General features: G+C 67.8%; 12 protein-coding genes. 7 read left to right on the forward strand and 5 right to left on the reverse strand.

Features of this window, described 5'->3' with window-relative positions:
- Nucleotides 1-39 precede the first annotated feature (39 nt).
- From FSV73_RS04560 to tldD, 5 genes are all read left to right on the forward strand, one after another.
- On the forward strand, nt 40-648 hold the full coding sequence (locus tag FSV73_RS04560; protein ID WP_145004570.1) for a Maf family protein: 609 nt from the start codon (nt 40-42) through the stop codon (nt 646-648).
- A gap of 55 nt (nt 649-703) precedes the next feature.
- Nucleotides 704-2158 carry a ribonuclease G gene (rng, locus tag FSV73_RS04565; RefSeq protein WP_145004572.1) on the forward strand — a complete coding sequence of 485 codons (1455 nt, stop codon included), beginning with the start codon at nt 704-706 and terminating at the stop codon, nt 2156-2158.
- Nucleotides 2159-2170: 12 nt separating this feature from the next.
- On the forward strand, nt 2171-6007 hold the full coding sequence (locus FSV73_RS04570; RefSeq protein WP_145004574.1) for a YhdP family protein: 3837 nt from the start codon (nt 2171-2173) through the stop codon (nt 6005-6007).
- A gap of 58 nt (nt 6008-6065) precedes the next feature.
- Nucleotides 6066-6902, forward strand: a complete 837-nt coding sequence (locus FSV73_RS04575; protein WP_145004577.1) for a carbon-nitrogen hydrolase family protein — start codon at nt 6066-6068, stop codon at nt 6900-6902.
- Nucleotides 6903-7030: 128 nt separating this feature from the next.
- Nucleotides 7031-8476: a metalloprotease TldD gene (tldD, locus tag FSV73_RS04580; RefSeq protein WP_145004581.1), complete on the forward strand. Its 1446-nt coding sequence runs from the start codon at nt 7031-7033 to the stop codon at nt 8474-8476.
- Between the two features lie 35 nt (nt 8477-8511).
- Here tldD and yjgA read toward each other — a convergent pair whose 3' ends face one another.
- Nucleotides 8512-9036 carry a ribosome biogenesis factor YjgA gene (gene yjgA / locus FSV73_RS04585; protein ID WP_145004584.1) on the reverse strand — a complete coding sequence of 175 codons (525 nt, stop codon included), beginning with the start codon at nt 9034-9036 and terminating at the stop codon, nt 8512-8514.
- Between the two features lie 92 nt (nt 9037-9128).
- Here yjgA and pmbA point away from each other — a divergent pair, with 92 nt between their 5' ends.
- Together pmbA and FSV73_RS04595 are read left to right on the forward strand one after the other, a co-directional pair.
- Nucleotides 9129-10478, forward strand: coding sequence for a metalloprotease PmbA (gene pmbA / locus FSV73_RS04590; RefSeq protein WP_145004588.1), 1350 nt, complete (start codon nt 9129-9131; stop codon nt 10476-10478).
- Between the two features lie 223 nt (nt 10479-10701).
- Nucleotides 10702-11316, forward strand: coding sequence for a superoxide dismutase (locus FSV73_RS04595; RefSeq protein ID WP_145004591.1), 615 nt, complete (start codon nt 10702-10704; stop codon nt 11314-11316).
- A 91-nt stretch (nt 11317-11407) separates the two neighbouring features.
- Here the strand turns inward: FSV73_RS04595 and FSV73_RS04600 are convergent, their stop codons facing one another.
- Genes FSV73_RS04600 through hpf form a run of 4 tightly spaced genes read right to left on the reverse strand, consistent with a single transcriptional unit; the run spans nt 11408 to nt 13359 of the window.
- On the reverse strand, nt 11408-11680 hold the full coding sequence (locus FSV73_RS04600; protein WP_145004593.1) for an HPr family phosphocarrier protein: 273 nt from the start codon (nt 11678-11680) through the stop codon (nt 11408-11410).
- A gap of 31 nt (nt 11681-11711) precedes the next feature.
- Nucleotides 11712-12566 (reverse strand): RNase adapter RapZ, encoded by an 855-nt coding sequence (rapZ, locus tag FSV73_RS04605; RefSeq protein ID WP_145004596.1) that lies wholly within the window; start codon nt 12564-12566, stop codon nt 11712-11714.
- Nucleotide 12567: 1 nt separating this feature from the next.
- The gene (ptsN, locus tag FSV73_RS04610; protein ID WP_145004599.1) at nt 12568-13032 is read right to left on the reverse strand and encodes a PTS IIA-like nitrogen regulatory protein PtsN; all 465 of its coding nucleotides are present in this window, start codon (nt 13030-13032) and stop codon (nt 12568-12570) included.
- A gap of 18 nt (nt 13033-13050) precedes the next feature.
- Nucleotides 13051-13359 carry a ribosome hibernation-promoting factor, HPF/YfiA family gene (gene hpf / locus FSV73_RS04615; protein WP_145004602.1) on the reverse strand — a complete coding sequence of 103 codons (309 nt, stop codon included), beginning with the start codon at nt 13357-13359 and terminating at the stop codon, nt 13051-13053.
- Nucleotides 13360-13400: the final 41 nt, after the last annotated feature.

Raw genomic sequence — 13400 nt, forward strand, 5'->3', positions numbered from 1 at the left:
GCATGCTCCCGTCATATCCCTGACGTCCGGTCGTTGTCGATGCCCCAGCTCTACCTCGCCTCCGCTTCGCCACGCCGTGCCGAACTGCTCGAACAGATCGGCGTCGCCTTCCAGAAAGTCGCCGCGACGGTCGATGAAACCCCCCATCCCGGTGAGGCGGCGGACGCCTACGTGGAGCGGCTGGCCCGCGCCAAGGCGGCCATGGGCTGGCAGGTCCTGGCTGGCGCCGCCGATGGTTGCGTGCTCGGTGCCGATACCTGCGTGGTGCTCGACGACCAGTTGCTTGGCAAACCCCGGGATCGCGCCGACGCCCTGGCCATGCTCGCGGCGCTCGGCGGGCGTCGGCATCGGGTAGTGACCGGCGTTGCCGTCGCCGATGGCGAGCGCTGCCTGAGTCGCGTGGTGTCCGCCGAGGTGGAATTCCGCCCCCTGGCGCCCGGGGAAGGCGAGCGCTACTGGGACACCGGCGAGCCGGCCGACAAGGCGGGCAGCTATGCCATCCAGGGCGCCGGTGCGGTGTTCGTGCGTAGCCTGCACGGCAGCTACAGCACCGTCGTAGGGCTGCCGCTGTGCGAAACCGCGGAACTGCTGAGCGCTTTCGCCATCCCTTGTTGGCGGTCTATCGGACTGCCGGCCGCCCAGCCCTGAGACGCCCGGCGCCTCGGTCCTCCTTCCGCCCTTCCATGACGTGCAAGAGTCCTCCATGAGCGAAGAGATCCTCATCAACATCACTCCCATGGAGTCCCGCGTCGCCGTCGTGGAAAACGGCGTGCTGCAGGAAGTGCACGTCGAACGGACGCTGAGACGCGGCATCGTCGGCAACATCTACCGCGGCCGGGTGGTGCGGGTGCTGCCGGGCATGCAGGCGGCCTTCGTCGACATCGGCCTGGCCCGCGCCGCCTTCATCCACGCCGCCGAGATCTCCCAGCGCGAAGGCGCCGCGGTGGAAAGCATCAACGCCCTGGTGCGCGAGGGGCAGACCCTGGTAGTCCAGGTCACCAAGGATCCCATCGGCACCAAGGGCGCCCGCCTCACCACCCACCTGTCGATCCCCTCGCGCTACCTGGTCTACATGCCGCGCACCTCCCACGTCGGCATCTCGTTGAAGATCGAGGACGAAGCCGAGCGCGAACGCCTCAAGGGCATCATGACGCGCTGCGTGGAGAGCGAGGGCATCGAGCACGAGGGCGGCTTCATCCTGCGTACCGCCGCCGAGGCGGCCCGGGAAGAGGACATCCTCGCCGACATCCGCTACCTGCGCCGCCTCTGGCAACAGATCTCCGGCAACCTGCAGGGGCCGACGCCGGTGCCCATCTATGAGGACCTGACCCTGGCGCTGCGTGCCCTGCGCGATCTGGTCGGGCCGCGCACGGAAAAGATCCGCGTCGACAGCCGCGAGAATTTCCAGCGCATCGGCCAGTTCGTCGAGGAGCTGATGCCCGAGGTGGCGGCGCGCCTGGAGCACTATCCCGGCGAGCGGCCGATCTTCGACCTCTATGGCGTGGAAGACGAGATCCAGAAGGCCCTGGAGCGCAAGGTGCTGCTCAAGTCCGGCGGCTATCTGGTGATCGATCCCACCGAGGCCATGACCACCATCGACGTCAACACCGGGGCCTTCGTCGGCCATCGCAACCTGGAAGAGACCATCTTCAAGACCAACCTGGAGGCGGCCACCGCCATCGCCCGCCAGCTGCGGCTGCGCAACCTGGGCGGCATCATCATCATCGACTTCATCGACATGGAAGACGAGGAGCACCAGCGCCAGGTGATCCGTACCCTGGAAAAGCAGCTCGAACGCGACCACGCCAAGACCAACATCATCGGCATCACCGAGCTGGGCCTGTTGCAGATGACCCGCAAGCGCACCCGCGAGAGCCTGTCCCAGGTGCTCTGCGAGCCCTGCGCCAACTGCCAGGGCCGCGGCATCCTGCGTACCGCCGAGACCATCTGCTACGAGATCTTCCGCGAGATCCTCCGCGAGGCGCGGGCCTACCAGGCCAATTCCTACCTGGTGCTGGCCAACCAGAAGGTGGTGGATCGGCTGCTGGACGAGGAGTCGGGCAACGTCGCCGACCTCGAAGCCTTCATCGGCCGTACCGTCAAGTTCCAGGTGGAAACCATGTATTCCCAGGAGCAGTACGATGTCGTGCTGCTCTAGGTACCGCCGTTGATGGCTGTGTTCAAGCGCGGCGTCCTGATCCTGGGCCTGTCGCTGCTCGCCCTGCTGACCCTCTACCTGGGACTGGGCCGGCTGCTCATGCCCTGGGTCGGCGAATACCGCAACGAGGTCGAGGCGCGCGCTGCTAGTGCGCTGGGCGAGCCGGTGCGGCTGGGGCGCCTCGAAGGGCGCTGGGCGCTGTGGAATCCGGTGCTGATCCTGCGTGACCTCACGCTGGGGCAGGGCGAAAGAACCGTGCAGCTCGATCACCTCAAGGTGGTGCCCGATGTGCTCGGCAGCCTCTGGCATCGCCAGCTGCGGCTCAAGTCGCTACAGCTCGACGGCGTCCACCTGGTATTGCAGGAAGATGCCCAGGGGCAGTGGCAGTTGCGCGGCCTGCCGCCGCGTGCCGCGGCGGCCAAGCCCTTCGATGCGGGGCCGCTGCTTGAGACCCTGGCGCGCCTGGACCATGCCAGCCTGCTGGATACCCAGCTCAGCCTGATTCCCCGGCAGGGGTCGCCAGTTACCCTCAGGTACGTCGAAGCCAGCCTGTCCCGGCAGCTGGACGGCGCCCTGCTACTGGCGAGCCGCTTCCGGCTGCCCGATGGCGGCACGGTGGCCACCCGCTTCAGTGCCAAGCCGCGGCCGGACAATTGGCGGGCCAGTGCGCTGGAGGGCTATGTCAGCCTGCCTGCCAGTGATTGGTCCCGCTGGGTGCCGGCGGACCTGACCCGGCAGTGGCAACTGCGGCGCGCCCAGGCCGAAGGCGAACTCTGGTTCGCCTGGGCGGAAGGCCGCTTGCAGCGGTCCCATCTGCGGCTGAAGGCCAAGGAACTGACGCTCGCCTATGCCGACCACCCGGAGGTACGGCTGGCGGCAGTGACGCTGGACGCTGCCCAACAGGCGGCCGACGCCGGTCGCTACCAGGGCGCGCTGGCGCTGCAGGCGCAACTCGATGGCCAGCCCCTGGCAGGCCGCTATGCCCTGGCCTACGACAGCAACGCCCAGCACCTGCAGCTGCGCGGCGACCAGCTCGATCTCCGGCAGGCCGGACGGCTGGTGCGGGATCTCGCCCCCTTGCCAGCGCCGGTGGCCCAGGCGCTCCAGGCCCTGGCGCCCCATGGCCAGCTGCGTAATCTCAATGCCGATCTCTATCCGCAGAAGCCCCCGCGTGAGCGCCTCACCTACGCGACCAACCTGGAGCGGGTAGGCTTTGCGGCCTATCGCGGCGCGCCGGCTGCCGACGGCGTCACCGGCAGCCTGAGCGGCGGTCTCGGCGGCGGAGAACTGCGCCTCGACACCACCGACTTCCTGCTGCACCTCAGCGACCTCTTTCCCGAGCCCTGGCGCTATCGCACCGCCAAGGCGCTCCTGACCTGGAGCCTCGACGACCAGCGCTTCACCCTCGGCAGTGCTCTGATGCAGGTCACCGGGCCGGAAGGCGCGGCCAGTGGCGACATGCACATCCAGCTGGGCCTGCATCCGGAGGTGGACAGCTACATGGACCTGCGCGTCGGCCTCAAGGACGGCGATGCCAGCTATACCCGCAAGTACCTGCCGACCAAGCTGCCGGCGACGGATTTCAGCCCGGAGCTCGCCCAGTGGCTGAGCACCGCCATCGTCGGCGGGCGGATCGACGAAGGCATCTACCAGTACCAGGGTTCCCTGCGCCACGGCTCGCCGGCGCATTCGCGCACCATGAGCCTGTTCTTCCGGGTGCACGACGCCCAGCTGGCCTATCAACCTGGCTGGCCCGCCCTGCGCGAAGCCCGCGGCGACGTCTTCATCGAAAGCGACGGGGTCAAGGTCCAGGTGCCGGAGGGGCGCATCCTCGATACCCGGGTACGCGACGTCGAGGCGCGCATCTCGTTGTTGCACGATGGCAGCGTGCCCCACCTGCGCCTCGCCGCGCGGCTCGACAGCAGCGTGCGCGATGGCTTGAAGATCCTCCAGGAAACGCCATTGCCGACCGCCAAGGTCTTCGCCGGCTGGAAGGGCGAGGGCGCCCTCCCCAACAGTGGCCTGAACCTGGATATTCCCCTGGCCAAGGGCCAGCCACCGGTGGTGGTGGTCGACCTGACCCCGGACAAGGCCCGCCTGGAATTGGCGGATCCCAAGCTGGTCCTGACCGACCTGCGCGGCACCTTTCGCTACGATACCCGCAGTGGTCTGAGCGCCCCGGATATCCAGGCCCGTGCCTTCGATCAGCCCATCCGCGGCCAGGCCCTGGCCGAGGGCAAGGCCGACCAGCCCCGCACCCGCCTGGTGGTGGACGGCCGCGTCGACGTGGACCAGCTGGCGCGCTGGCTGGGCAGCGAAGGACGCCCCCTGCCAGCGCGTGGCCTGCTGGGCTATCGCCTCGGCCTGACCCTGGCCGACCACAGCGAGCTGGCCGTCACCTCGGATCTGCGCGGGGTGACCATCGACCTGCCGGCGCCCTTCGGCAAGAAGGCCGACGACAGCCGCGAAGGCTTCTTCAGCCTGGGCCTGGATGACGGCGAACGGCGGGTGGAGGCGACCTACAAGGGCGTCGCCGATGCCGTGCTGCTGCTCGATCCCGCCGCCATCGCCAAGGGCCGTGGCGAGATCGTGCTGGGCGGCGGCACCGCCAACCTGCCGGCCAGCCCCGGCTACGACCTGCGGGGCCAGCTGGAGGAATTCGACCTGGCTGCCTGGCAGGACGTCTACCAGCGCTATGTCGCCGGCAGCCCCGGCGGCAGTGGTGGCGCAGGGCAGGGGGGCCGCAACCTGCCGGACGTCTCCAGTCTCGGGCGCGGCGATCTCAGCGTCGGGCGCTTCCTGGCGTTCGGCCAGCAGATCGACAACCTGCGGCTCACCTACGAGCCGCAGGACAGTGCCTGGCAACTGGGGCTGGCCAGCCAGACCATCGCCGGACAGGTGCGCATACCGCGGCAGACCGGGCAGCCGATCGACATCAACCTGCAGCACCTGCGGATCCCCCAGACACCGGCCGATCCCTCGGTGGAAAGCGACGCCCCCCGTCCCGACCCCCTGGCCGACGTGGATCCGCGCAAGCTGCCGGCGCTCAACCTGGCCATCGATCGGCTGGAGCTGGGTGGCCGACTGGTCGGCGCCCAGCGCCTGCAGGTGCGGCCGTCGCCCGCTGGCGCCAATTTCAATGCCCTGGACCTCGACCTGCGTGGGCTCAAGGTCCAGGGTGCCCTGCGCTGGGAAGGCGCGCCGGGCGCGACCCACAGTTACTACCAGGGGCGCCTGTCGGGCGGCAACGTCGCCGACATCCTGCTGGGCTGGAATTTCGCCTCCAGCGTGACCAGCCGCGATTTTCGCCTGGACGCCCGGGTTGACTGGCCTGGCTCGCCCGCCTACGTGGCCCTGGCGCGGCTCAATGGCAGCCTCGATGCGCGCTTCCACGACGGCCAGCTACGCCAGGTGGAGGGCACGGCCTCGGCATTGCGCATCTTCGGCCTGCTCAATTTCGAATCCATCCGCCGCCGCCTGCGGCTGGATTTCTCCGACCTGTTCGGCAAGGGCCTGAGCTACGACAGCATCACCGGCCTGCTCGACGCCGACCAGGGCGCCTTCCGCACGCGCAAGCCCATCAGCCTGAGCGGGCCGGGTGCGGAAATGAGCCTGCAGGGGTTGCTGGACATGGCCAGCAATCGCGTCGACGCCAATCTCAAGGTGGGACTGCCGGTCAGCAACTCCCTGCCGCTGGCGGCCCTGATCGCCGGCGCACCGGCCATCGGCGGCGCACTGTTCATCGTCGACCGGCTGATCGGCGACCGCATCACCCGCATGGCCAGCATCAACTACCACATCGAAGGGCCCTGGCAGAATCCCACCATGACCACCGGCAAGCGCGATTGACCGTTGCCCTGCGGCCGCACCGCTGCTTAGCATGGGCGATCCTGTCTGGAGTGCCCGCATGTCCATAGCCATACTGCAGATGGTCAGCGGCCCCGCGGTGGCGAGCAATCTGCGCGCCGCCGAGCGGCTGCTGGAACGCGCCGCCGGCGCCGGTGCGCGCCTGGCGGTGCTGCCGGAGAACTTCGTCGCCATCGGCCATCCCGCGCCCGCCGAACTGGCGCGGGCGGAGGCGCTCGGCCAGGGCGAGATCCTGCCCTGGCTGTCCAGCCAGGCGCGCGAGCTGGGGCTCTGGCTGCTCGCCGGGACCCTGCCGCTGCTGCCCGACGGCGCCACCGCGGGCAAGCCCTGCGCCTGTTCGCTGCTGTTCGACGACCAGGGCCGCCGCGTGGCGCGCTACGACAAGCTGCATCTGTTCGACGCCGACGTCAGCGACAGCCACGGCAGCTACCGCGAATCCGATCACTATGCCGCCGGCGAGACCCTCACGGTGGTGGATACCCCGGTCGGTCGCCTGGGCCTGACGGTGTGCTACGACCTGCGCTTTCCCGAACTCTACGGCGCCCTGCGCGCGGCCGGTGCGGAACTGATCAGCGCGCCCTCGGCCTTCACCGTGCCGACCGGCCAGGCCCATTGGGAGCTGCTGCTGCGCGCCCGCGCGGTGGAGACCCAGAGCTATCTGCTGGGCGCCGCCCAGGGCGGCATCCATGCCAATGGGCGCACCACCTGGGGTCATGCCATGGCGGTGGATCCCTGGGGCGAGGTGCTCGCCGTGCAGGCCAGCGGTGAGGCCGTCCTGCTCATCGAGCGCGATGCCGAGCGCCAGGCCGAGTTGCGGCGACGAATGCCGGTGCAGCAGCACCGCCGCTTCGCGCCCGCGCGCCTGGCCGGTCACTAGAGGCCGAACGGCAATGACGGCCATTGGTCATTTCCATCAGGGACCCGAGACTTCCGCGAGTAGGCTAGAGGCCAGCTCGCGACCCTTTCATCGTTCCGACGCCCGCGATGGCGTCGTCTGGAGTTTCCATGAGTGATTACCTGAATAGCGTCGGCGCGGCCTTGCTGGCACCCGGCGGGCTGGCGGTGGATGACCTGCAACCGGTGCTGCAGCGCCTGGCCGGTCCCGGCATCGATGCCGCCGACCTGTACTTCCAGAGCGTCGTCTCCGAGTCCTGGCTGCTGGAAGACGGCATCGTCAAGGAAGGCGGCTTCCACCTCGACCAGGGGGTCGGGGTGCGGGCGCTGTCCGGCGAGAAGACCGGCTTCGCCTACAGCAACGCCATCACCGGCGAGGCGCTGGACCTGGCGGCCCAGGCGGCGCGCTCCATTTCCCGCAGCGGCACCGAGGGGCGGGTCCAGGCGTTTCGCGCGGTGGAGCCGGCGCAACGCCTCTATGGCCAGGACAATCCCCTGGATGTGCTGGATCGCGCCACCAAGGTCACCTTCCTGCAGCAGCTGGACGAGGCCACCCGCGCCCTGGATCCACGCATCCAGCAGGTCACCATCAGCCTGGCCGGCGTCTGGGAGCGCACCCTGGTGGCCGCGGTCGACGGCACCCTGGCGGCCGATGTCCGCCCGCTGGTAAGGCTGGGCGTCAGCGTCATCGTCGAGCAGAACGGCCGTCGTGAAAGAGGCAACAGTGGCGGTGGTGGCCGTTGCGACTACCGCTATTTCCAGAGCGACGACCGCGCCCTGGGCTATGCCCGCGAAGCGGTGCGCCAGGCGCTGGTCAATCTCGAGGCCAGCGCGGCGCCGGCCGGTACCCTGCCGGTGGTGCTGGGCGCCGGCTGGTCCGGTGTATTGCTGCACGAGGCGGTCGGCCATGGCCTGGAGGGCGACTTCAACCGCAAGGGCAGCTCCAACTACAGCGGCCAGCTCGGCCGCCAGGTGGCGTCCTCGCTGTGCACCATCGTCGACGACGGCACCCTGCCGGATCGCCGTGGCTCGCTGTCCATCGACGACGAGGGCACCCCCAGCGGCTACAACGTGCTGATCGAGAACGGCATCCTCAAGGGCTACATGCAGGACAAGCTCAATGCCCGGCTGATGGGCGTGGCGCCCACCGGCAATGGCCGCCGGGAATCCTATGCCCACCTGCCCATGCCGCGCATGACCAACACCTACATGCTCGCCGGCCAGAGCGATCCGGCCGAGATCATCGCCTCGGTGGAGAAGGGCATCTATTGCGCCAGCCTGGGCGGCGGCCAGGTGGACATCACCAGCGGCAAGTTCGTTTTCACCACCAACGAGGCCTACCTCATCGAGAACGGCAAGCTCGGCCGTCCGGTGAAGGGCGCCACCCTGATCGGCAACGGTCCCGAGGTGATGAACCGGGTATCCATGGTCGGCAACGACCTGGCCCTGGATGCCGGGGTAGGGACCTGCGGCAAGGACGGCCAGTCACTGCCGGTGGGCGTCGGTCAGCCGACCCTGAAGATCGATGCCATCACCGTGGGCGGTACCGGCGCCTGATGGGTGCGCCGGCCGTGGCCATGACCGACGGAGGCCTAGCGCAGACCGCGCTGGGTCTCGTCGAGGGTGCGGATGTACTTGAAGACCTTGCGCGCCGCCGCCGGCGGCTTGTTGTGCGCCGCCTCGTGCTGGGCATGCCGCACCAGGCCACGCAGATGCTGGCGATCGGTCTCCGGGTAAAGTGCCACGAAGGCTTCCAGCGCCGCATCGCCCTCGGCGATCAGGCGGTCGCGCCAGCGCTCCAGGGCATGGAAACGCTCGTTGTACTGCCGGGTGGAGCTGTCCATCTGGTCGACCAGCGCCAGGATGGCCTCCAGGTCCTGGTCGCGCATCAGCTTGCCCAGGTACTGGATATGCCGTTTGCGCGCGATGTGCGTCTTGTGCTTGGGCGCCTCCGCCAGCGCCTTGCGCAGCGGATCGGTCAGCGGCAGGCGGTCCAGCTGTTCGGCCGGCAGCCCGGCCAGGCGTTCGCCCAGCTCCTGCAGCGCGTGCAGCTCGCGCTTGACCTGCGTCTTGCTCTTTTCGCCCAGCGGCGCGTCGTCGTCGTAAGAATCAACCATGAACTATGGGGTCCAGCTAAGAATGGGCGCCATCATAACGAGTTGCCGCACGGTTGTCCGGCCTGGCCGGCGCCGTCCGTAAGGAGAACGTCATGAATCGCAACGCCGCCGTGGGTCCCGCCGCGCTACCCGAATTGCGCGAACAGGTCGAAGCCATCCTCGCCGAGGCCCGGCGCCAGGGTGCCAGTGCTGGTGAAGTGGCCGTCTCGGTCGACCAGGGCTTGTCGACCTCGGTGCGCAAGGGCGAGGTGGAGACGGTCGAGTTCAATCGCGACCAGGGCTTCGGCATCACCCTCTACGCCGGCCAGCGCAAGGGCTCGGCCAGCACCTCCGCCACCGGCCCGGAGGCGATCCGCGAAACCGTGGCGGCGGCCCTGGCCATCGCCAAGCACACCTCGGAGGATCCCTGCGCGGGCCTGGCCGACGCCGAGTTGATGGCGCGCGGCGAGCTGCCCGATCTCGACCTCTACCACCCCTGGGACATCACCCCCGAGCAGGCCATCGAGCAGGCCCTGGCCTGCGAAGCCGCGGCCTACGCCGCCGACAGCCGCATCGGCAATGCCGACGGCACCACCCTCAATACCCACCAGAGCTGCCGGGTCTATGGCAACAGCCACGGCTTCGTCGGCGGCTACGCCAGCACCCGCCACAGCCTCAGTTGCGTGATGATCGCCGGCACCGGCGAGGCCATGCAGCGCGACTACTACTACGACGTCAGTCGCCTGGGCAGCGGGCTGATGAGCGCCGAGGAGATCGGCCGCCGCGCCGCCGAGCGTGCCGTGAGTCGCCTGGGCGCGCGTCCCGTGCCCACCGCCAAGGTCCCGGTACTCTTTTCGCCGGAAATGGCCGCCGGCCTGTTCGGCACCTTTCTCGCCGCCATTTCCGGCGGCAACCTCTACCGCAAGTCGTCCTTCCTCGAAGGCGCCCTGGGTCAGCAGGTGTTTCCCGACTGGCTGACCCTGGACGAGCGGCCGCACCTGCCGCGCGCCCTGGGCAGCGCCGCCTTCGACGGCGAGGGCCTGGCCACCTACGCCAAGCCCTTCGTCGAGAACGGCCAACTGGTGTCCTATGTGCTCGGCAGCTATTCGGCGCGCAAGCTGGGGCTCAAGAGCACCGCTAATGCCGGCGGCGTGCACAACCTGCACGTCAGCCACGGCACGGCCGACCAGGCCGAGCTGATCCGCCAGATGGGCACGGGCTTCCTGGTCACGGAAATGATGGGGCAGGGCACCAACCTGGTCACCGGTGACTATTCCCGCGGCGCCGGTGGTTTCTGGATCGAGAATGGCGAGATCCAGTTTCCGGTCCAGGAGGTCACCATCGCCGGTCGGCTGGGCGACATGTTCCGCCAGATCGTGGCGGTCGGCAGTGATGTCGAACACCGCGGCAGCCTGCGTACCGGCTCGGTGCTGATCGAGGGCATGACCCTCGCCGGTAGCTGAAAACGACACCGGGGGAGTCGTCGCGAGAAAATCCGGTCGAATTCGAGACAGCTCACCCCGTTACTCGTTAGTATCCTAGCAATGCACTAGGACATCGCCCGCGCGGTCGGATCCCTCGACCGAACGGGCCTGCGGTCAGTCGGGGCGTTACCGCGCCCCAGCCGTACTTCCCGCCGCCTCGCCGTGGCGGGTCCACACCAAAGCCACCATGGAGACAATCCGCATGTCGCACACTCTGCCTCAGCTGCCCTACGCCTACGACGCGCTGGAACCGCACGTCGATGCCCAGACCATGGAAATCCACCACACCAAGCACCACCAGACCTACATCAACAACCTGAACGCGGCGCTGGAAGGCACCGAGTTCGCCGCGCTGCCGGCCGAGGAAGTGGTTCGCCAGCTGGACAAGCTGCCTCAGGACAAGCGCGGCGCCGTGCAGAACAATGGTGGTGGCCATGCCAACCACAGCCTGTTCTGGACCGTGATGGCCCCCAACGCCGGCGGCAAGCCCGAAGGCGCCTTGGCCGAAGCCATCGAATCCCAGCTGGGCGGCTTAGACGCTTTCAAGGAGGCCTTCACCAAGGCTGCCCTGACCCGTTTCGGCAGCGGCTGGGCCTGGCTGAGCGTCACCCCCGCCAAGCAGCTGGTGGTCGAAAGCACCGGTAACCAGGACAGCCCGCTGATGACCGGCAACACCCCGATCCTCGGCCTGGACGTCTGGGAGCACGCCTACTACCTGCGCTACCAGAACCGTCGTCCCGAGTACATCGGTGCCTTCTTCAACGTCATCAACTGGCCGGAAGTGTCCCGTCGCTACGCAGCGGCGCTGAACGCCTGAGTCGACGTGTCATAGAAAAAGCCGCCCTCGGGCGGCTTTTTTCATGGGGGCGGCGGGCTGGTCGGGAAAGACTAGCGGCGCAGGACGCCGGTCACTCGCCCTCGTCGAAGTAGTTGTTGATCAGCTCGACCAGGGCGCGCATGGCCTCGTCGCTCTGTTCACCCTCGGTTTCCAGCTGCAGGACGGTACCCTTGCCGGCGGCCAGCATCATGACCGCCATGATGCTCTTGCCGTCGACCGTGGGCTCGCCACTGCGGCCCACACGGACGCTGGCGGGAAAGCGCCCGGCCACGCCGACGAACTTGGCCGCCGCGCGGGCGTGCAGGCCCAGCTTGTTTATGATGGTGATCTGTTGGGCAGGCATTGAGTCTGTCCTTGTCGAAACAAAACGGGCGTCAGAGATCGCGGTGACGGATCTGGACGTTCTTGAGCAGGTCTTTGAGTTCGCGACCCAGGCGATCGGCCAGGTAGACCGAGCGGTGATGACCACCGGTACAGCCGATGGCCACGGTCACATAGGACCTGTTGTTGGCCGCGAAGCGCGGCAGCCACTTCACCAGGTAATCGCGGATGTCATTGTACAGGGTCTCTACCTCGGGCTGTTGCTCGAGATACTCCCGTACCTGGGCATCGAGGCCGGAAAAGTCGCGCAGTTCCGGTTTCCAGTAGGGATTGGGCAGGAAGCGCACGTCGAACACCATGTCGGCATCCACCGGCAGGCCCCGCTTGAAGCCGAAGGATTCCACCAGGTAGGCGGTACCGGGCTCGGGCGCGTTCAGCAGGCGCAGCTTGAGGATGTCGCGCAGCTGATAGAGATTCAGGTGGGTGGTGTCGATCTTCAGATCGGACAGGTCGGCGATGGGCGACAGCAGCACCTGTTCGTCGTGGATGGCTTCCGCCAGGGACCTTTCCTGGTTGGACAGCGGATGCCGGCGGCGCGTCTCGGAAAAGCGCTTGAGCAGCGTCTGGTCGTCCGCGTCCAGGTAGAGGATGTCGCAGCGGATGTTGCGGCTGCGTACCTGTTCGAGCAATTCGGGAAAGCGCTGCAGTTGGCTGGGCAGGTTGCGCGCGTCGATGGACAGGGCGACCTTGGGCTGCGGCCGCTCCATGTCGGTCAGGGCATGCTGGGCCAGCTCGGGCAGCAGGCTGGCCGGCAGGTTGTCGATGCAATAGAAGCCATTGTCCTCAAGCACGTTGAGCGCCGTACTCTTGCCCGACCCGGAACGTCCGCTCACGATGATGAGGTGCATGTCAGTGTCCGCTCTGGGCCTCGACGACGATCTGATAGAGCGCCTGGCTGTCCCCGGCCTTGCGCAGCCGCTCGCGGATGTCCGCCCGGTCCAGGATACCGGCGATCTGGCGCAGCAGGGTGAGGTGCTGTTCGGTGGCGGCCTCGGGGACCAGCAGGACAAACACCAGGTCCACCGGTGCGCCATCCAGTGAATCGAAGTCCACCGGCTGTTGCAGGTGGAAGAGCACGCACAGCGGCTGTTGCAGGCCCGCCAGGCGGCAGTGGGGGATGGCGATGCCGTTGCCGAAACCGGTGGAGCCCAGGCGCTCGCGCGCCATCAGGCATTCGTAGATATGCGCCGCGTCATGGCCGGGCAATTCCTGCGCGGCCAGTTCGGCGATGCGTTCCAGTACGGCGGCTTTGCTGCCACCCGGCGCACCCGTCTGGGTACGGCCGGGGGTCAGGATGTTTTCGAGTCTGATCATAAAGCGGCGATCGAAACCTCAGCGGACGCCGACGCCCTGCTGGCGTTCGATCGATTTTTCCTTGTGTTTAATCAGTTGGCGGTCGAGCTTGTCGGCCAGGAGGTCGATGGCGGCATACATGTCGTCGTGCTCGGAGTTGGCGACCACCGCGGCGCCGGCGACGTGCAGGGTGGCTTCGGCCTTTTGCTTGAGCTTGTCCACTTCGAGGATGACCTGGACATTGGTGATACGGTCGAAGTGCCGTTCGAGGCGGGCGAGTTTCTCGCCGATGTAGTCACGCAGGGCTTCTGTTACTTCGAGCTGATGGCCACTGATGTTGACTTGCATACCGCTTCTCCTTATTGCCGGGCTGCGATCGGCGAAGCTGC

This window comes from Pseudomonas oryzihabitans (genome assembly GCF_007665395.1).
Lineage (GTDB): Bacteria > Pseudomonadota > Gammaproteobacteria > Pseudomonadales > Pseudomonadaceae > Chryseomonas > Chryseomonas psychrotolerans_C.

Bases quoted from the DNA above. Each gene is read 5' to 3' on its own strand.
- FSV73_RS04560 (WP_145004570.1), top strand. From the start codon at position 40: ATGCCCCAGCTCTACCTCGCCTCCGCTTCGCCACGCCGTGCCGAACTG.
- rng (WP_145004572.1), top strand. From the start codon at position 704: ATGAGCGAAGAGATCCTCATCAACATCACTCCCATGGAGTCCCGCGTC.
- FSV73_RS04570 (WP_145004574.1), top strand. From the start codon at position 2,171: ATGGCTGTGTTCAAGCGCGGCGTCCTGATCCTGGGCCTGTCGCTGCTC.
- FSV73_RS04575 (WP_145004577.1), top strand. From the start codon at position 6,066: ATGTCCATAGCCATACTGCAGATGGTCAGCGGCCCCGCGGTGGCGAGC.
- tldD (WP_145004581.1), top strand. From the start codon at position 7,031: ATGAGTGATTACCTGAATAGCGTCGGCGCGGCCTTGCTGGCACCCGGC.
- yjgA (WP_145004584.1), bottom strand. From the start codon at position 9,036: ATGGTTGATTCTTACGACGACGACGCGCCGCTGGGCGAAAAGAGCAAG.
- pmbA (WP_145004588.1), top strand. From the start codon at position 9,129: ATGAATCGCAACGCCGCCGTGGGTCCCGCCGCGCTACCCGAATTGCGC.
- FSV73_RS04595 (WP_145004591.1), top strand. From the start codon at position 10,702: ATGTCGCACACTCTGCCTCAGCTGCCCTACGCCTACGACGCGCTGGAA.
- FSV73_RS04600 (WP_145004593.1), bottom strand. From the start codon at position 11,680: ATGCCTGCCCAACAGATCACCATCATAAACAAGCTGGGCCTGCACGCC.
- rapZ (WP_145004596.1), bottom strand. From the start codon at position 12,566: ATGCACCTCATCATCGTGAGCGGACGTTCCGGGTCGGGCAAGAGTACG.
- ptsN (WP_145004599.1), bottom strand. From the start codon at position 13,032: ATGATCAGACTCGAAAACATCCTGACCCCCGGCCGTACCCAGACGGGT.
- hpf (WP_145004602.1), bottom strand. From the start codon at position 13,359: ATGCAAGTCAACATCAGTGGCCATCAGCTCGAAGTAACAGAAGCCCTG.